This is a genomic window from Candidatus Methylomirabilota bacterium, from assembly GCA_035709005.1.
Taxonomy (GTDB): domain Bacteria; phylum Methylomirabilota; class Methylomirabilia; order Rokubacteriales; family CSP1-6; genus 40CM-4-69-5.
On record DASTFB010000023.1, the window covers coordinates 29968 to 47318 of the forward strand.

Annotated in this window: 17 protein-coding genes; 12 read left to right on the forward strand and 5 right to left on the reverse strand. The window is 69.9% G+C overall.

Annotated features, from left to right (window positions below; all coding sequences use genetic code 11):
* The first annotated feature begins 35 nt into the window (after positions 1-35).
* Together VFR64_03890 and VFR64_03895 are read left to right on the forward strand one after the other, a co-directional pair.
* Positions 36-467 (forward strand): heme-binding protein, encoded by a 432-nt coding sequence (locus VFR64_03890; protein HET9488888.1) that lies wholly within the window; start codon positions 36-38, stop codon positions 465-467.
* Between the two features lie 88 nt (positions 468-555).
* Positions 556-1743, forward strand: coding sequence for a GGDEF domain-containing protein (locus tag VFR64_03895; protein ID HET9488889.1), 1188 nt, complete (start codon positions 556-558; stop codon positions 1741-1743).
* A gap of 6 nt (positions 1744-1749) precedes the next feature.
* On the opposite strand, the gene hpaB is transcribed toward VFR64_03895, so the two are convergent.
* Positions 1750-3201, reverse strand: coding sequence for a 4-hydroxyphenylacetate 3-monooxygenase, oxygenase component (gene hpaB / locus VFR64_03900; protein ID HET9488890.1), 1452 nt, complete (start codon positions 3199-3201; stop codon positions 1750-1752).
* Positions 3202-3317: 116 nt separating this feature from the next.
* On the opposite strand from hpaB, the gene VFR64_03905 reads away from it, so the two are divergent.
* The 4 genes from VFR64_03905 to VFR64_03920 all read left to right on the forward strand — a co-directional run bounded on the left by VFR64_03905 (position 3318) and on the right by VFR64_03920 (position 8019).
* On the forward strand, positions 3318-3866 hold the full coding sequence (locus VFR64_03905; GenBank protein ID HET9488891.1) for a sigma-70 family RNA polymerase sigma factor: 549 nt from the start codon (positions 3318-3320) through the stop codon (positions 3864-3866).
* Positions 3863-4792, forward strand: coding sequence for an anti-sigma factor (locus VFR64_03910; protein HET9488892.1), 930 nt, complete (start codon positions 3863-3865; stop codon positions 4790-4792). The genes VFR64_03905 and VFR64_03910 overlap by 4 nt, the downstream gene beginning before the upstream one ends.
* Before the next feature lie 470 nt (positions 4793-5262).
* Positions 5263-6663, forward strand: coding sequence for a DUF4139 domain-containing protein (locus tag VFR64_03915; GenBank protein HET9488893.1), 1401 nt, complete (start codon positions 5263-5265; stop codon positions 6661-6663).
* Positions 6664-6981: 318 nt separating this feature from the next.
* Positions 6982-8019 carry a response regulator gene (locus VFR64_03920; protein ID HET9488894.1) on the forward strand — a complete coding sequence of 346 codons (1038 nt, stop codon included), beginning with the start codon at positions 6982-6984 and terminating at the stop codon, positions 8017-8019.
* On the opposite strand, the gene VFR64_03925 is transcribed toward VFR64_03920, so the two are convergent.
* Both VFR64_03925 and VFR64_03930 read right to left on the reverse strand, forming a co-directional pair.
* On the reverse strand, positions 8016-9104 hold the full coding sequence (locus VFR64_03925) for an alpha-hydroxy acid oxidase (protein HET9488895.1): 1089 nt from the start codon (positions 9102-9104) through the stop codon (positions 8016-8018). The genes VFR64_03920 and VFR64_03925 overlap by 4 nt on opposite strands.
* A 43-nt stretch (positions 9105-9147) precedes the next feature.
* Positions 9148-9858 (reverse strand): phosphatase PAP2 family protein, encoded by a 711-nt coding sequence (locus VFR64_03930; GenBank protein HET9488896.1) that lies wholly within the window; start codon positions 9856-9858, stop codon positions 9148-9150.
* 95 nt (positions 9859-9953) lie between these two features.
* On the opposite strand from VFR64_03930, the gene VFR64_03935 reads away from it, so the two are divergent.
* Genes VFR64_03935 through VFR64_03960 form a run of 6 tightly spaced genes read left to right on the forward strand, consistent with a single transcriptional unit; the run spans position 9954 to position 14862 of the window.
* On the forward strand, positions 9954-10082 hold the full coding sequence (locus VFR64_03935) for a hypothetical protein (GenBank protein ID HET9488897.1): 129 nt from the start codon (positions 9954-9956) through the stop codon (positions 10080-10082).
* Positions 10083-10091: 9 nt separating this feature from the next.
* A complete protein-coding gene (locus tag VFR64_03940; GenBank protein HET9488898.1) occupies positions 10092-11021 on the forward strand; it encodes a zinc-binding dehydrogenase in 930 nt (309 codons plus the stop codon).
* Positions 11022-11040: 19 nt separating this feature from the next.
* The gene (locus VFR64_03945) at positions 11041-11976 is read left to right on the forward strand and encodes a tripartite tricarboxylate transporter substrate binding protein (GenBank protein HET9488899.1); all 936 of its coding nucleotides are present in this window, start codon (positions 11041-11043) and stop codon (positions 11974-11976) included.
* 7 nt (positions 11977-11983) lie between these two features.
* A complete protein-coding gene (locus VFR64_03950; protein ID HET9488900.1) occupies positions 11984-12421 on the forward strand; it encodes a tripartite tricarboxylate transporter TctB family protein in 438 nt (145 codons plus the stop codon).
* 10 nt (positions 12422-12431) lie between these two features.
* Positions 12432-13931 carry a tripartite tricarboxylate transporter permease gene (locus VFR64_03955; protein HET9488901.1) on the forward strand — a complete coding sequence of 500 codons (1500 nt, stop codon included), beginning with the start codon at positions 12432-12434 and terminating at the stop codon, positions 13929-13931.
* Between the two features lie 16 nt (positions 13932-13947).
* Positions 13948-14862 carry an ABC transporter substrate-binding protein gene (locus tag VFR64_03960; protein ID HET9488902.1) on the forward strand — a complete coding sequence of 305 codons (915 nt, stop codon included), beginning with the start codon at positions 13948-13950 and terminating at the stop codon, positions 14860-14862.
* A gap of 3 nt (positions 14863-14865) precedes the next feature.
* Here the strand turns inward: VFR64_03960 and VFR64_03965 are convergent, their stop codons facing one another.
* Both VFR64_03965 and VFR64_03970 read right to left on the reverse strand, forming a co-directional pair.
* Positions 14866-15867 carry a tripartite tricarboxylate transporter substrate binding protein gene (locus VFR64_03965; protein ID HET9488903.1) on the reverse strand — a complete coding sequence of 334 codons (1002 nt, stop codon included), beginning with the start codon at positions 15865-15867 and terminating at the stop codon, positions 14866-14868.
* The gene (locus VFR64_03970) at positions 15864-17345 is read right to left on the reverse strand and encodes a tripartite tricarboxylate transporter permease (protein ID HET9488904.1); all 1482 of its coding nucleotides are present in this window, start codon (positions 17343-17345) and stop codon (positions 15864-15866) included. The genes VFR64_03965 and VFR64_03970 overlap by 4 nt, the downstream gene beginning before the upstream one ends.
* Between the last annotated feature and the right edge of the window lie 6 nt (positions 17346-17351).

Genomic DNA, 17351 nt, shown 5'->3' on the forward strand with positions numbered 1-17351 from the left:
CTCTACCTCATCTACCGACTGCCGGGGGAGGTTCGATGGCTCGACTGACGCTGGCCCAGGCCACCACCATCATCGAGAACGCGCTCAAGAAAGGGCGGCAACTCGGCTGCGCGCCGCTGGCCGTCGCCGTGCTGGACGAGGGCGGCAACCTCAAGGCCTTTGCCCGGGAGGACGGCGCCGGCATCCTCCGGCAGCAGATCGCGACCGGCAAGGCCTGGGGGGCCCTGGGCATGGGGTTCGGCTCCCGGACGCTGGCCAAGCGGGCCACGGACAACCCGGCGTTCTTCGCGGCCCTCTTCGCGGCCTCCCAGGGCCGGCTGGTCCCCGCTGCCGGGGGCGTGCTCATCCGCGACGGCGCGGGAGAAGTGCTGGGCGCCGTCGGCATCTCGGGCGACACATCCGACAAGGACGAGGCCTGCGCGCTGGAGGGCATCCAGGCCGCCCGCCTGACCGGCGAGACGGGCTGACCGCTCACGCGCGGCGACGGCTTCCATCCATGAGGGCTCGCGGTGGGCCGAGCGTTATCATGGATTCGATGGAGCCACGCATCTCGGGGTGAGACGCCTCCTCCGGCTGCTTCCGGGTTTCCTGCTCGTCGCCGCCGCGTCGGTCGTCCTCCTCGTGCCCGATTCGCGGGACTGGGCCCACACGGTGGGGCCCAGCGTCGGCTACGTGGTGGCGCTCGCCGGCATCGTGCTCGGTCTCCGGTTCCGGAACACCCGCGTCCTGCTCGCCCTGATCGTGCTGGTCCTCGCCGACCAGGTGATCGGGCGCTGGGCGCCGACCGCCAGCCCCACCAGCGCGGCCGGCATCGCCCGCACCGTCGTCGTCCTGCTGGTGCCCTTGAACCTCGCCGCCCTGGCCTGGATGCCCGACCGGGGCTCGCCGTGGCGGCGCGTGCGACTGTGGGCGATCCTCATCGCGGTGCAGGCCATCGCCGTGGCCGTGCTCTTCGTTCCCGAAGCTGCCGAGGCCGCGCGGGCCTTCTGGCGCAGCGTCCGCGTGGCGGCCCCGCTGCAATGGTCGGCGGTCTTCGCCTTCGGCGTCGCCGTGGCCCTGGCCCTGATGCGCTTCCTGCGCCACCCCCGCCCGACCGAGGGCGGGTTCGTGTGGGCGGTGATCGCCGCCTTCCTCGCCCTCGGGCTGGGCGCCGACAGCCTGGACGCCAGCGTGTACCTGGCGACCGGCAGCCTCATCCTGCTCGTCGCCGTGATGGAGACCTCGCACGCGATGGCATTCAGCGACGAGCTGACGGGGCTGCCGTCGCGACGGGCGCTCAACGATGCCCTGACCGAGCTGGGCGAGCGCTACACGGTCGCCATGGTCGACATCGACCACTTCAAGAAGTTCAACGACACGTACGGGCACCAGGCTGGCGACCAGCTCCTGCGGAAAGTCGCCACGACCCTCACGGGCGTGTCCGGGGGCGGCCGGGCTTTCCGCTACGGCGGCGAGGAGTTCGCCGTGGTCTTCACGGGCCTGTCAGCCGAGGAAGCCACGCCGCACCTGGAGGCGTTGCGCGAGACGATCGCCGATTCGTCGTTCGGCCTGCGGGGGCGCCGCCGTCCCCGCCGCAAGCCGCAGCAGCCCAGGCCCGGCAGCCGGCAGAGCCAGCGGGTCACCGTCAGCATCGGCGCGGCCGATTCCGCGTCGGCGGGCCCGGCGGCGGCCGACGTCGTGCGGGCGGCGGACGAAGCGCTCTATCGGGCCAAGCGGGCGGGCCGCAACCGGCTGGCCGTCTGACCCGGCCTAGCGGGCCATGAAGCGGCGCACCTGCTGCATCAGCGGCTCCACGTCGTAGCTGTTGTAGAGCAGGGTCGCGTTGCGCATCCAGTCGCCCTGGAAGAAGCGCTCGTAGAGCACCTGCCGCGAGCCGAAGGCGCTGCACGCCAGATCCCAGGCCAGGTGGAAGAGCTGCACGCGGTCCCGGGCGCTGGCGGTGTCCGTCTCCAGGTACTTTTCGATCTCCCGGCCCAGCGGCCCGGAGAAATCCTGCTCGCCGGGCAGCGCCATCAGGCTGCTGGAGCCGAGGAGCTGGATGATCTCCGCCATCCGCGGATACATCCGGATGAACAAGTTGCGGGCGACCGTGAGCGGGGCGCGGGCCGGACAGAGCACGCCCCACTGGTCGATCTCGGCATTGACCTCGGCCGCGCACAGCAGCGCCTTCGTGACCTCGAGGTCCTCGATGAGCTCGGCCAGCATGGCCTGCACGTGGGGCAGGCTCTGCGAGCCGAGGACCTTGACCATGAGGTTGGCCACTCCCACCACGAACTCGCACTTGGCGACGTTCTTGGTCACCACCTGGTGCCCGGAGTGCGTGTACTGGTTCGTGGCGCTCACCATGTTGTTGCAGAGCTCCGTGTCGCCGTAGAGGAAGACGCGCTCCCAGGGCACCAGCACGTCGTCGAAGAAGACGATGGCGTCCATCTCCTCGAAGCGGGAGCCGAGGGGGTGATCGAAGGGCGAGCGGCCCAGGTCGTAGCTCTCGCGACAGAGGAAGCGCAGCCCCGGGGTCGCGCACGGAATGGCGAAGGCCACGGCGTAACGGTCCAGGGCCGCGCCCGGCAGCCGGTGCGAGCGCGCCGGATACACGGCGATCTCGTCGGCCAGCGGGCCCAGCGTGGCCAGGACGCGGGGGCCCCGCACCACGATGCCGGCGTCGGTCTCCCGGACGACGGCCAGGGCGACGTCCGTGCGATCTTCCACAACCGTGCCCACCGGGGCGCGGTTGCGTTGCAGGTTGACCAGGGTGTGGGTGAGGACCAGATCGTGCTCGCGGACGTACTCGTAGTAATTGACGATGTTCTGCCGGAACTCCGGGCGGTTCCGGCCGAAGTAGTCGCCGGCGCTGGCCATGGCCATGATGCTGACGTTGAGGAAGTCCGGCGTGCGGCCCATCATGCCGAAGCTGGTGTGGGCCCAGTGGGACATCATCACCCGGCGGCGGGCCAGATCGTCCGGGATCCTGGGCACGATGAAGGACAGGCCCACGCGCTGACCTGTCGTCGGAGACGGATACGTCATCTCGTCGCGGAGCGCGGGGTCGTGCTGCATGTCGTAGAGGCTGGCGACGGAGCGCGCACCATTGGCCAGGCCCGGACACGTGGTCACGTCCTCGATGCGCCGGCCCGCCAGGTGGACCTCACACGGCGCCTTCTGCAATCGAGCCAGATACTCCGCTCCGGTGCGCGCTGGCATGGCGTGTCCTCCTTGGCCGAGCCACCAACTAATAGCACGGGCGCCACGCCGGCGCAGGCGCCGGGGTGCACGAATCTTCGCCGGGAACTTCCACGGCAGCGGTATGGTCTCACTTGATGACGGGGCCCGACGACCCCGAGTGGGTGGCGCGCCTGCGGACGGGCGACGTCCAGGCCTTCGAGGAGCTGGTCATCGCCTACCAGCACCGGGTGTTCGGGGTCGCCCTCCGGATGCTCGGCAACCGCGCCGAGGCGGAGGAGATCGCGCAAGAGACGTTCGTGCGCGCCCATCGCGCGCTGCCGGAATTCCGGGGCGACGCGAAGCTCTCGACCTGGCTCTTCGCGATCGCCTCCCGGCTGTGCCTGAACCGGCTCGCCGCCGGCGAGAGGCGGATGCGGCGTGAGGGCGAGGAGACGCTCCTGCGCCTGCCGGCCGACGCCGATCCGGCCGCGGGCGTCGAGCGCCGGGAGGTCGAAGTGGCCCTGCACCGGGCGATCGAGGCGCTCCCCGAGGAGCGGCGGATCGTGGTGATCCTGAGAGATCTGGAAGGGCTCGGCTACGAGGAGATCGCCCGGGCCCTGGGGCTCGAGCTTGGCACGGTGCGCTCTCGCCTGCACCGGGCCCGGATGGAGCTGAAGGAGAAGATGGAGCGGTTCCTGCCATGACGACGTGCTCCGAGGCCCGGGAGCTCTTCTCGGCCCTGGTCGACGACGCGCTCACGCCCGACGAGCAAGCCCGGCTCGACCTCCACCTGGCCGGCTGCGCCGAATGCCGCGAGGAGCTGCAGCGCTTCCGGAGCCTCGTGTCGCTCGTCCGCGCGGTGCCGCCCGAGCGGGCGCCCGTGGGCTTCGTGGACGGGGTGCTCGACCGGACGAGCCGGGCGCCGTGGCATCGGCGCCTCCTCTTCCCGCTCTCCCAGAAGGTCCCGCTCGGCGTGGCGGCGGCGGTGCTCGTCGGTGTGCTCGTGAGCCTGCTGTACCGCGCTTCGCCCCAGCTCGATCAGGCAGCCCGGCGCGACATCGGGCCACCGCCGGCTGCGGTCGAGGCGCCGGTTCTGGGCGAAGCGACGAAACCGCAGACGCCGGCTGGTGTCGAGGCGCCGGGCGTGGGTGAGACGACAGAAAGAGAAGCGCCGGCTAGCCCGGCGCCGGCGGCGCCTCAGGAGGGCTCGGCACGTTTGTCGGACGCGCCACAGTCTGATCAACAGCGCGAGCGTCCCGAGCGCTTCCGGGCCGAGCCACGAGAGCCGGTCTCCGCAGGCAAGGCGAGCGAACCGGTCCAGCGCAGGAAGACCGAGGCCGAGCAGCAGGTAACCGGGCTTGCGACACCGGCGCGCGACGTGGCCGGACGCCTCACCGTGAGTGACGTCGCGGCCGCCGAGCGCGCGCTCGGCGAGCTCGTCTCTCGCTCGGGGGGCTGGCAGACCGGCCGCCGGTGGACTCCGGACGGCCGCGAAGTCGACGTGTCGATCCCCCGCGCCGCCGTGGACGAGTTCATGCGCGAGCTGGCGCGCCTGGGCTCCTGGCAGGCCGCGCGGGCCACCGAGTCGCCTGGCGACCCGGTACGCATGGGCATCCAGCTCGTCCGCTAAGGCCGACCCTGATCCTCCGCGAGAAAACGCCCTCGACAATCGTGTGGCTCGCGACACGGTGGTCGCGAGCGCCCGCATCGACGTACACCCATACTTTCGATACGGTTTGCCATATGAAAACGACGCTGAACATCGACGACACCGTGATGGCCCAGCTCAAGCGTGAGGCGGCACGCCAGGGCCGCACCATGTCCGAGCTCGTCGAGACGGCGCTCCGGCTGCTCTTCCGCTCCCAGCGGAAACAGGACGCGCTCCCCCCCTGCCGACGTTCCACGGCGGAGGCACGCTGGTGGACATCGCCGACCGGGAGGCGCTGTACGGGGCGATGGAAGGACGATAGTGCTCGTCGTCGACACGAACGTCCTGGTGTACGCGGCACCGATCGATCCGCTCACGTAGGGGGAACTCCCCCCCAGCCCACCGGTCTAACCCATCAGACGGCCCACCACGGGCCTGGGGAGGACCGGATCATGCGACAGCTCATCGCCTGCGCGCTGTTCCTGGCCGTCGGCACGGCCGAGGCGGCGCCGACATCTCTCGCCGTCAGCCGCGACAACCAGAAGGACGTGATGGTGACGATCTACAACGGCAACCTGGGCCTCGTGAAGGACACCCGCGAGATCCGGCTGCCGGCCGGCGTCCACCACCTGCGCTTCATGGACGTGGCGGCCCTGATCGATCCCACCACGCTGCACCTCAAGTCGCTCACCGACGCGGGCGGCCTGCGCATCCTCGAGCAGAACTACGAGTACGACCTGCTCACCAGCCAGAAGCTCATGGAGAAGTACGTGGGCCGCAAGGTCCGCCTCTACCAGGGCAGCTCCTGGATCGAGGCCACGCTGCTGTCGACCAACGGCCCCGTCTTCGAGATCAACGGGCAGATCCACCTCGGTCATCACGGCCAGATGGTGCTGCCGGCGCTGCCCGAGAACCTCGTCTCCAAGCCCACCCTCGTCTGGCTGCTCCGGAACCGGGCGCCGGCGCCCCAGCGGATCGAGGCCTCCTATCTGACGAGCGGCATCACCTGGAAGGCCGACTACGTGCTGGTCCTGAACCCCGACGACACGCGGACCGACCTCACCGGCTGGGTGACGATCGACAACAAGAGCGGCGCGACCTACCCGAACGCGGCGCTCAAGCTGGTGGCCGGGGATCTCAACCGGGCCCGCGACCCCCGGCGGGAGGGCCGGGTGATGGAGATGGCCGCCAAGGCCGCCTCGGTGGGCGACGCCAGCCTCGACTTCCGGGCCGAAGGCTTCTTCGAATACCACCTCTACACGCTCGACGGGCGCACCACGATCAAGGACAACCAGACCAAGCAGCTCACCCTGATGGCAGCCAGCGAGATCCCCGTCCAGAAGCACTTCATCTACTGGGGCGCTCAGGACTACTACCGCAACCGGTACGGCGTGCCCATCTCGAACCAGAAAGTAGGGGTCTACCTCGAGATCAAGAACGCCAAGGAGCACCGGCTCGGCGTCCCCCTGCCCCGGGGCAAGGTGCGGGTCTACAAGGCCGACGCCTCGGGCAGCCACCAGCTCATCGGCGAGGACTGGATCGGGCACACGCCCAGGGACGAGCGGGTGAAGGTCAAGATGGGCGAGGCCTTCGACGTGGTCGGCGACCGCAAGCAGACCGACTGGAAGAAGATCGCCCCCCACGTCTGGGAGGTGGAGTGGGAGGTGAGCCTGCGCAACCACAAGAAGGCGCCGGTCACCGTGCAGGTGATCGAGCCCGTGCCCGGCGAGTGGCAGGTGCTCCACGCCACCCACAAGGGCGACCGGATCGAGGCGCACACGCTGCGGTTCGACGTGCCGATCGCCGGGGAGAGCGCGGCGAAGCTCAGCTACCGCGTTCGGATCCGCTACTGAACCTGGCGCCGTGCTCAGTCGGCTGAGCTCGTCATAGACGGACTGGACGGCTGCCTCCTGCGCCACGGCGCCCGACCGGAGTCCTATGGAGATCGCCACGGCGATCGCCAGAGCGGCCAGCGGGCGTCGGAGGCGGAGCGCGTCCACGGGCGCGCGCAAGATTCACCGGCGTGCGGCCGGTTTCAATGGACGAATCGATCAAAAACATGGCGTTTTGGCAAAGCACCGGGTCTTCAGAAAACTTGGTCGAAGCCAGGGTGTGGGCCAATACTTCAACCACTTATAGTGGTTACCAGCGACCGTCCGATCCGGCCGACCGTGCTGGCAGTCGATGACGACCCGGGCTTCCTGGAGGCCCTGGACCTCATCCTGTCCGAAGATTTCGACTTCCTCACCGCGCAAAGCGGCCCGCAGGCGCTCGAGCTCATCGGCAAGCGCCGTGTCGATGTGATCCTGCTCGACCTCGTGATGCCCGAGATGAATGGCTTCGAAGTCCTCGAGCGTCTCCGGGAGTCGCGGTCCACGGTCCCGGTCATCATCGTCACCGCGTACAACGACGTCGCTCGTGTCGTGAGGGGCATGAAGGCCGGCGCCTATAACTACGTGACGAAGCCCTGGGATGATGACGCCGATCTCATCACCCTGATCCAGGGTGCTCTGCAGTCTCACTCGTGCAGGACGGCGGTGCTTCTGCTGAGCGAGGAGCCAGGGGCTCTGGCTTCCATAGAAGTGGCGCTTCAGGCGGAGTTGAAGGTCATATCTTCAGCCCCGGCTCGGGCCTCAGCCTTCGGCGTCCGGGCCGAGGCAATCGTAATCGACGGTCAGTTTGCAGAGGAGGGTGAAATTGCTGCCTTGCGGGGCATCCGAGCCCGGTTCTGGGATGTCCCGCTCGTAGTAATTACGATGGCTTCTCACGATGCCCGCCTCGAGGATATCGCCGCCCTCCACCCCGCCGCGGTGTTCGTGAAGCCCTATGCCCTGGACGATGTCCTGATTCGTCTCACCGAGCTACTGGCCGGTCGTGGGTGCTCCCCACGCGGATGGCCGCGGTTCACCCCTGAGATACGGCGCGCCGTCGAAGTGCTGGCTCGACAGTACTCAAATCCGCCGAGCGCATCAGCGCTGGCGCGAGCTGTTCACATCTCTGAAGAGAGGCTCAGGAGCGCGTTCCGCGAGGCGTTAGGAATGAGCCCAAAGGAGTTCGCCAAGCGGTTGCAGGTCGCCATTGCTGCCCGGCTCGTCCGCGAGACCGATCTGAGACTTGCCGAGATTGCCCGCCGAGCGGGGTTCCACGACGAGTCCTACTTCTCACGCATGTTCAAGGAGGCACGAGGGTTCCGAGGGCCTACACCCTAATAGCCCTCTTCCTCCAGCAGCGGGAAGGCGCTCGTCACGTGGGGCGGGCACACGGGGGTCGCCGGGTGCAGATAGGAGCGGTCGAGCTGGGAGAGGCGGCTCACGCCCATCAGCCCCATGCAGACCCGGACCTCGTCCTCCAGCAGCTCGAGCACGCGGACCAGGCCGGCCTGGCCGGCGGCGGCGAGGCCGCAGCACTCCAGACGGCCGATGGCCACGGCGTGGGCGCCCGTGGCGATCGCCTTGATCACGTCGGTGCCGCGCATGATCCCGCCGTCCACGATGACGGTGGCGCGCCCGTCGACGGCGGCCAGCACCTCGGGCAGCACCTCCAGCGTGCCCCGCCCGTGGTCGAGCTGGCGGCCGCCGTGGTTGGACACGTAGACGATCTCGACGCCGTGCTCGACGGCCAGCGCGGCGTCCTCGGCGGTGGCGATGCCCTTGAGGGCCAGCGGGATGTCGTGCACGTCCTTGAAGCGCTTGACGTGGTCCCAGTTCAGGCTCGCCTGGTACTCGAAGCCGCCGGCGCGCACGCGCCAGGGCTTGACGAAGCGGCGGGCCAGGTCCCGCTCGCGCCGGCTGTAGACGGCCGTGTCCACGGTGAGGCAGAAGGCGGCGTACCCGTGATCGCGGGCCCGCTTGACGAAGTCGTCGACCCAGGCGTCGTCACCGCGCACGTAGAGCTGAAAGATGCGGAAGGCATCGGGGGCCGCCTTGGCCGTGGCCTCCAGACCCGGGTTGCAGACCGACGAGAGCATCTGCGGGATGCCGAACTCGGCGGCGGCCTGAGCCGCCGTGGCGCCGCCCCCGGGGCTGAACGTCTCGATGGAGCCGACGGGAGCCAGCATCACCGGCAAGCGAACCGCCCGGCCCAGCAAGGTCGAGGTGCAGTCGATCTTGGAGACGTCGCGCAGGACGCGCGGCCGGAAGCCCACGGCGTCCAGCGCCTGGCGGTTGCGGCGCAGCGTCGTTTCGGTCTCGGCGCCGCCGGCCAGGTAGTCCCACGGGCCCGGGGCCAGGTTGACCCGGGCGGCCCGGACGATTTCGTGCAACGTGAGGAACCGCTCCTCGAGGCCGGAGCTCACGGCCGGGAGCATAGCAGATTTCGCGACGGGAGGCGGACAGCGGTCAGCTCGGCGGCTCGATCTTTCCGCGGCGCTGCAGGTAGCGGGCGACGAGCCAGCACACGAGGGCCCAGGCCAGGCCCGCCGTCCAGCCGCTCAGGACGTCGGTGGGATAGTGGACGCCCAGGTACACGCGGCTGGCGCCGACCAGCAGCGTGAGCAGCAACGCGATGGTCAGGACGTACACGCGCACACGCCGGCGCACAATGAACCGGGCGAGCAGGGCGCCCAGGGTGAGATAGACCACGGCGGCCAGCATCGAGTGGCCGCTGGGAAAGCTCGGCGAGGCGACCGTGATCATGTGGGGCACGATGTCCGGACGGTCGCGGTCGAAGAGGTTCTTCATCACCGTGCTCAGCAACCCGCCGCCGGCCGCGGCCAGAACGACGAGCCACATCCCGCCGGGTTTGCCGTCGAGGCCCAGATACCCCATGGCGATGAGGACCACCAGAGTGAGCGCCGTGCGGCCGCCCAGCGCGGTGACGTCGTGCGCGGCTTCCATCAGCCACACGGGACCGCGAGGGATTCGAGGGTTGTCGGGCTCGCGAAGCAGCCGCAACAGCCACTCGTCGAAGTTTCTGGTCTCGCCCTCGACGACCTCGTCGGCCAGCTCGATGAAGGCCGTCACGGCCAGGACCAGGACAAACGCCACGAAGAGCACGACGCCTTCCGGCCGGCCCAGCCAGCGGAAAGGCAGCCGTAGCACGCGACGCATCGTCGTCATGATGCGCGTCCCTCGACTAAAGCTTAACCCCGGTGTTACCCTTGGGCCCGCTGCCGCCGGCGGCGCGCAGCAGAAGGGAGGGAACTATGAGCGCTCCCCGGACCATGCGGGCCACCGTGTTGACGGCGCCCCACCGCTTCGAGCTGCTGGAGCGGCCGGTGCCCCAGCCGGGCCCGGAAGATGTGCTGGTGCGCGTGCGCGCCTGCGGCGTCTGAGGCACCGACCTGAAAATCATCCACCAGGGCATGCCCCACATGCCCCCGTACGGCGAGTTCATCTTCGGCCACGAGTACGCGGGAGAGGTGGTGGCGCTCGGCAGCACGGTGGACGAGTTTCGGGTGGGCGACCGGGTGGTCGTCGAGGCGCACATGGGGTGCCGGCGGTGCGAGAACTGCATCCGCGGCCTGTACACGGCGTGCCTGAATTCCGGCAACATGAAGCGCGGGCACCGGGCCAACGGGTTCACCACCAATGGCGGGCTGGCCGAGTACGCCCTGAACCACGTCAACACGCTCTACCGCATCCCCGACGGGATCTCCTACGAGGAGGCCGTGGTCGTGATGACGGCCGGCAGCCCCCTCTACGGGCTCGAGCGGGCCGGCGGCTACTTCGCGGGGGAGACGGTCGCGGTGCTGGGACCGGGCCCGATCGGGTTGATGGCGTTGCAGCTCGTCAAGGCCCTGGGTGCCGTGCGCGTCGTCCTCACGGGCACGCGGCCGTCGCGCCTGGCCCTCGGCAAGGAGCTGGGCGCCGACGTGATCGTGAACAGCCGTGAGCAGGACCCGGTGGCGGCGGTACGCGAGGCCACCAACGGCCGCGGCGCCGACGTCAGCATCGAGTGCGCAGGCGGCGACGACACGTTCGACCAGGCCATCAAGATGACCAAGCCCGGCGGCCGGGTGATCCTGGTCGCGTACTATCACGGCCCCGTCACCGCCGACGTGTCGGATGCCGTGCGCCGTAACTTGACGATCTACACGGAGCGCGGCGAGGGCGGCACGAGCGTGGGGCGGGCCCTGGCCTTGCTGGCGGCCGGCCGGATCCGCGCCAAGCCTCTGGTCAGCCAGATTTTCCCCCTCACCGACGTCCACCGGGGCTTCGAGGTGCTGGAAAAGCGCATCGGCGATCCCATCAAGGTGATCTTCCACCCATGAAAGGGCCGCGATGATACGATTGACCGCTCTGCTCGCCGCGCTCCTGGCCGGGACGCCCGCAGCCTGGGGCCAGGCCTTCCCGGCGAAACCGATCGAGCTCATCATTCCCTTCGGCGCCGGCGGCTCCGCCGACATCGAGGGGCGGATCATCGCCAAGGCGGCCGAGAAGATCCTCGGCGTGCCCGTCGTGCCCATCAACAAGCCGGGAGCTGGCGGCGCGCTCGCCTACACCCACGTGAAGGGCGCGGCGCCGGATGGATACACGGTGGCGTGGAACTCCACCTCCCTGCTGACGACCTCGAACATCGGGACGCTCGCCTTCCCCTGGGATGCCCTGGATCACGTGGCGCGCGTGTCGACCCAGGCGATGCCGCTGGCGGTCCGTGCCGACGCGCCCTGGAAAACGTTCCAGGACTTTGTCGCCCACGCCCGCGCCAACCCCGGGAAGGTGCGCATCGGCAACGCCGGCCACGGCAGCGGCACCCACTTCGCGGCGCTGGCGGTGACGGAAGCGACGGACATCAAGGTGATCCACGCGCCCCTCGGCTCCGGCAAGCGCGTGGCCAGTCTGCTCCGCGGCGAAGTCGAGATGATCAGCGTGCCCACCCCGGAGATTGCCGCCCAGGTCCGGGCCGGTGAGGTGCGCATCCTGGCCGTCCCGAGCGAGGCGCCCGATCCCGCCTTCCCGGGCGTGCCCACGCTGCGTCAGGCCGGCGTGCCGGTGGCGATGGAACTGTTCCGCGGCCTCAGCGTGCCCAAGGGCACCCCGGCCGCGGTCATCCAGAAGCTGGCCGAGGCGTTTGGGAAAGCGGCTCAGGACGAGAGCTTCAAGGAGGCCGGCGTCAAGGGCGGCTACCTGGTCGGCGTCCAGGGCCCGGCCGAGTTTCGCAAGTACCTGGCCGAGCAGAACGCGTTCATCGCGGACCTCGTGAAGAAGGCCGGCCTCAAGAAGTAGGCCCGGCGTGCCGGCGCGCTTCGGCGTCCCCCTCGCCGTGCTCGCCGTGGCGGCCGCGTGGGCCTGGCTCGCCCGCGGCCTGCCGCCGGGAGGCCCGGAGGCACCCGGACCCGCGTTCGTGCCGCTCCTGCTGGCCGGGCTGCTGGCGCTTCTGGGTCTGTCGCTCCTCGTCAACAACGCCGTGGCCGGCGAGAGCGAGCGCGCTCACGGCCCCGATTGGGCCCAGGCGCTCCGGGTGCTGGGCCTGCTGGCCCTCTACGCCACGGCCCTGGCGTACCTGGGCTACTTCCCGGCCACCCTGCCCTTCGTGGCGCTGGCGATGTGGCTGGCCGGGGCTCGATCGCCTGCGTTCGTGCTCGGCACCACCGTCGGTTTCACCCTCGCGCTCTGGCTCGTCCTGACCGCCCTGTTCGCGGTGCCCCTGCCGCGGGGCCCGTGGCTCTGACCCGCTGACCGTGACCGACGGCGTCATCTGGCAGGCCCTCGGTCAGGTCCTGTCCTGGCCGAGCGTGCTGGCCAGCCTCGTCGGCGTCCTGCTCGGACTCGTCGTGGGGGCGCTGCCCGGGTTCACCATCTCGCTGGGCATGGTGCTGGTGCTGCCGCTCACCTTCGGCCTGGAATCGATCCACGCCATGTCGCTCATGCTCGGCCTCTTCGCCGCCGGCATGACGGGCGGCTCCTATTCGGCGATCCTCATCAAGATCCCGGGCACCCCGTCGGCGTCGGCCACGGTGATCGACGGCCATCGCATGGCCCTGCACGGCCAGGCCGGCAAGGCGCTGGGCGTCTCGGTGATCTCGTCCGTCTACGGCGGCATCTTCAGCCTGGTCTGCCTCGTGCTCTCGGCGCCGCTGATCGCACGTGTCGCGCTGCAATTCGGGGCCGCCGAGCAGTTCGCGCTGCTCACGCTGGGCCTCACCCTCATCGCCGCCTTCTCCGGACACTCGCTCGTCAAGGGCCTGATCGCTGGCGTGCTGGGCCTGCTCCTCACCGGCGTCGGACAGGACCCCATGGTGGGCACGCCGCGCTTCACGTTCGGACAGGTCGAGCTGCAGGCGGGCGTCCACTTCATCCCTGCGCTGATCGGGCTGTTCGCGATCCCCCAGGTGATCGAGGGTCTACGCGCGGGCGCCAGTCCGGTGATTCCGCGGTTCACCGCCGGGCTCACCGGCCTCTTGCCCTCGTGGCGGGAGCTCCGAGGCCTCAACCGCAGCATGCTGGTCGGCTCCGCCGTCGGCACCGGCGTGGGCGCCATTCCCGGCACGGGCGGCCCCATCGCCGTGTTCCTGGCCTACGACGTGGCGCGCCGGGTCTCCCGTGCCCCGGAGGCTTTCGGCCGGGGCAGCGCCGAGGGCGTCGCCGCGCCCGAGGCCGCCAACAACGGCGTGACCGGCGGGGCGCTCATCCCCATGCTGACGCTGGGGATCCCGGGCGATCCCATCACCGCCATCCTGCTGGGCGTGCTGATCGTCCAGGGGCTGGCGCCCGGGCCCCTGCTCTTCAAGGAGCATCCCGAGTTCGTCTACGGCATCTTCTGGGCGTTGCTCCTCGCCAACCTCATGACCTTGGTGGTCGCGCTGATCTCGGTGCGCTGGATCGTCCAGGTGCTGCGGTTGCCCCAGAGCGCGCTCATTCCGGCCATCGCCGTGCTCTGCGTGGTCGGGGCCTACGGCATCCGCAACACCTTTTTCGACAGCGCCGTCATGCTCTTCTTCGGCGCCATCGGCTACCTCCTGAACCGCTACGGCTTCCCGGTGGTGCCGATGATCATCGGCCTCGTCCTGGGCGGCGATCTCGAGGAGCAGTTTCGGCTCGCCCTCACCCTCAGCGGTGGCGACCCCGGGGTCTTCGTGCGCCAGCCCATCGCCGCCGGCTTTCTGCTGCTCACCCTGGCCGCGCTCTGCTGGCCGCTGGTGCGGGCCGCGCTGGCGCGCCGGCAGGGCGGACGCGCGTGATCTATACTGGGCGCCCATGCGGGTGACGGTCGCGCAACCCTTCCACTCACTCTTCTATGCGCCGCAGAGCGTCGCGCGCCACGGCGGGCACTTCGAAGCCGAGGGGCTGGAGGTGCGATCACTCGTCGCCGACGGCCGTACCAGCGCCCTTCGCGCGCTCCTCGAGGGCACGGCCGATCTCGCGCTGAGCGGCCTCATGCGGAGCCTGGACCTGGCCGACCGCGGCGGCCGTCTCGTCCCCCACTTCGCGGAGGTCAACAGCCGCAACGGGTTCTTCCTGCTGAGCCGGACCGCGCGCCCGGACTTCACCTGGCGGGACCTGGTGGGCCGAACGGTGATCTCGTTCGCGGGCGCCCCCACGCCCTGGCAGTGCATGCTCACGGTCCTGCGCCGGCACGGGGTCGACCCCTCCCGCGTCCGGTTCGTCCGCGACCTGCACGGCGACGATGCCGTCGCCGCGTTCCAGGCCGGCCGGGGCGATTTCCTGGAGGCGGGTCAGCCCACCACCGAGGCGTTACTGACCGCCGGGTCCGCTCACGTGGTGAGCTCGATGGGCGAGGCGACGGGCCCGGTGCCGTTCTCGTCGTACATGGCGACCGCCGACCGGCTGCGCCGCGAGCCCGAGCTGCTGCTGCGCTTCACCCGCGCCCTGTACCGGGCGCAGCACTGGATCGCCCGTCACGGCGCCGCCGAGGTCGCCGAGGTGATCGCGCCGGACTTCCCGGACATCCCGGCCGATCTCCGGCGCCGCGCGGTCGAGCGCTACCTGGCTCAGGGCACCTGGGCCGCGCATCCCGTGCTCAAGCGGCCCGGCTTCGAGTACCTTCAAGACATCCTGCTGGGCGGCGGATTCATCAAGCGCCGGCACCGCTACGAGGACCTGGTGGACACCGCCTACGCCCGCCAGGCGATGGAGACGCTCAAGGAGTAGCGGTCAGGGCTTCTTCTGCCCCTTGTACAGCCCGGCTTCCTTGATCAGCTCTCCGTAGTTCGCCCCGACCTTCCGCAGCCAGTCGGCCAGGGCCTGGCCGGTGAGCGGCGCGCCGACGGCGGCCTCGGTCTTGCGCGCCATGCTCACGAACGCCTCCGTCCTGGCCGCCTGGTTGAAGGCGTCGGCCAACCGCTCGACCACCTGACGCGGCATCCCCTTGGGCCCGTAGGTGATCACCGCCGTCGTGCTCTCGACGTCGTACCCCGCCTTCTCGAACGACGTCGCGTCGGGCGCATAATCGAGGCCTTCCCTGTCGTTGACGAGGAGGACCCGCATCCGCTTGGCCTGGACGTAGCTGCTGACGGCCACCGAGCTGCCCCCCAGGAGGACGACGTGCCCGCCGAGGAGCGCGCTGACGGACGGGCCGTCTCCGGCGAATGGAACGCCCCGGAAGGTGAAGCCGTCCTTCGCGGCGAATCGGGTCATGACCAGCGCCGGCGTGGTGGCGACGCCCGGATTGCCGAACGTGAGCTGCCCGGGGTGCGCCTTCGCCCACTCCACGAGGTCGCGCCACGTCCGGTGCGGGCTGTCCTCTCGCACGGCGAAGACGATCTTGAACGTGCCGACCCGGTTGATGAACGTCAGATCGCGGAAGGGATCGTATTCGAGATCCCGGAGGTGCGGCGCCCGGGTGACCGGCGTGTCCGTGTTGCAGATGATCGTGTACCCGTCGGGCTTCAGTTTGATCAGCTCGGCCGTGGCTACGGCCCCCGCCGCCCCCGGCTTGTTGATGACCACGATCTTCTGGCCGAGGATCTTCTCGGCCCCCTCGGCGAGAGCACGGGTGAGGATGTCGGTGGCCCCTCCGGGCGGAAAGCCCACCCAGATGGTGATGGCCTTCGTGGGAAACGGCTCCTGGGCGCCGGCGCCGGGCAGGCCGGCGACGGCCGCCGCCACCAGCGCGATCAGCCCGAGCGCTACGATGTGCGAAAGCCTCCTGGTCACGTTGGCCTCCTTTGCCGCGAGAGGATCTGCACGACGAGCAGCGCCGCCATGACGGCCATGCAGGCGGCCGCGATGGGGCGGGTGAAGAATATCGCGAAACTGCCTCCCGACAGCGCCAGCGACTGGCGCAGCGCCGTTTCCAACAGCGGCCCCAGGACGTAGGCCAGCGCCAGGGGCGCCGGGGCGTAGCCCAGCTTCTGCATCAGGTAGCCGACCAGCCCGAAGAACGCCATGAGGTACACGTCCATCCGCGAATGGTTCACGCTGTACACGCCCACCACGCAGAACATCAGAATGAGCGGGAACAGGACGTCGTAGGGCACGCGCAGGAGCCGGACCCACATGCCGATGAGCGGCAGATTGAGCGCGAGCAGCATGACGTTGCCCACGAACATCGAGGCGATCACGCCCCAGAAGAGGTCGGGGTGCTGCTGGATCAGCAGGGGGCCCGGCGTGATGCCGTGGATGAGCAGCCCTCCGAAGAGGACGGCCATCACCACGTTGGGCGGGATGCCCAGCGCCAGGAGGGGGATGAACGAGGCCTGGGCGGCGGCGTTGTTGGCGGTCTCCGGCGCCGCCACCCCTTCGATCACCCCGGTGCCGAAGCGCTCCGGGTACCGCGAGACGCGCTTCTCCACGGCGTAGGAGACGAACGAGGACAGGACGGCGCCGCCGCCGGGCAGGATGCCCAGAAGGAAGCCGATCAGCGTGCCGCGGACGATCGACCACTTCGCGGCCAGCCAGTCGGCCGCCGTGGGCAGCAGCTCGCCGAGCCGCGTCTCGTAGATCCGCCGCCGCATCGACTGGTCGAGGTTGCCCAGGATCTCGGCGATGCCGAACAGGCCCATGACCAGCGGGATGAGGCCGATGCCGTCGGTCAGCTCGTTCAACCCCAGGGTGAAGCGCGGCACCGAGGTGAACATGTCGAGCCCGACCCCGCTGAGCAGCAGGCCGAGCAGCCCCATCATGAGGCTCTTGTACATGGAGGCCTGGGACAGAAAGGTGAGCACGACCAGGCTCACGCACATGAGCGCGAAGTACTCGGGCGGCCCGAAGCTGAGGGCGGCCTCGGCCAGCGGCGAGGCCAGCAGCATCAGCCCGACGATGCCCACCGTCCCTCCCGCGAACGAGCCCAGCGCGGCCATGCCCAGGGCCGGCCCGGCGCGGCCCTGGCGGGCCATCTGGTAGCCGTCGAGACCGGTGACGATGGCGCTGGCCTCCCCCGGGATGTTGACGAGGATCGAGGTCGTCGAGCCTCCGTACTGCGCGCCGTAGTAGATGCCGGCCAGCATGATGATGGCCCCGACCGGGGAGAGGTGGAAGGTCGCGGGCAGGAGCAGGGACATCGTGCCCACGGGCCCGATGCCCGGCAACACGCCGATCAGCGTTCCCACGAACACGCCCACGAAGCAGAAGAGGAGATTGGTCGGCTGCAGCGCGACGTGCAGCCCCAGCCCGAGGCTCAGCAGGGCGTCCATGCGCGC

What these genes read in the sequence shown, in the direction of transcription:
- VFR64_03890 (HET9488888.1), top strand. Translation starts at nt 36, where the DNA reads ATGGCTCGACTGACGCTGGCCCAGGCCACCACCATCATCGAGAACGCG.
- VFR64_03960 (HET9488902.1), top strand. Translation starts at nt 13,948, where the DNA reads ATGCGGGTGACGGTCGCGCAACCCTTCCACTCACTCTTCTATGCGCCG.
- hpaB (HET9488890.1), bottom strand. Translation starts at nt 3,201, where the DNA reads ATGCCAGCGCGCACCGGAGCGGAGTATCTGGCTCGATTGCAGAAGGCG.
- VFR64_03970 (HET9488904.1), bottom strand. Translation starts at nt 17,345, where the DNA reads ATGGACGCCCTGCTGAGCCTCGGGCTGGGGCTGCACGTCGCGCTGCAG.
- VFR64_03935 (HET9488897.1), top strand. Translation starts at nt 9,954, where the DNA reads ATGAGCGCTCCCCGGACCATGCGGGCCACCGTGTTGACGGCGCCCCAC.
- VFR64_03930 (HET9488896.1), bottom strand. Translation starts at nt 9,858, where the DNA reads ATGCGTCGCGTGCTACGGCTGCCTTTCCGCTGGCTGGGCCGGCCGGAA.
- VFR64_03910 (HET9488892.1), top strand. Translation starts at nt 3,863, where the DNA reads ATGACGACGTGCTCCGAGGCCCGGGAGCTCTTCTCGGCCCTGGTCGAC.
- VFR64_03905 (HET9488891.1), top strand. Translation starts at nt 3,318, where the DNA reads ATGACGGGGCCCGACGACCCCGAGTGGGTGGCGCGCCTGCGGACGGGC.
- VFR64_03915 (HET9488893.1), top strand. Translation starts at nt 5,263, where the DNA reads ATGCGACAGCTCATCGCCTGCGCGCTGTTCCTGGCCGTCGGCACGGCC.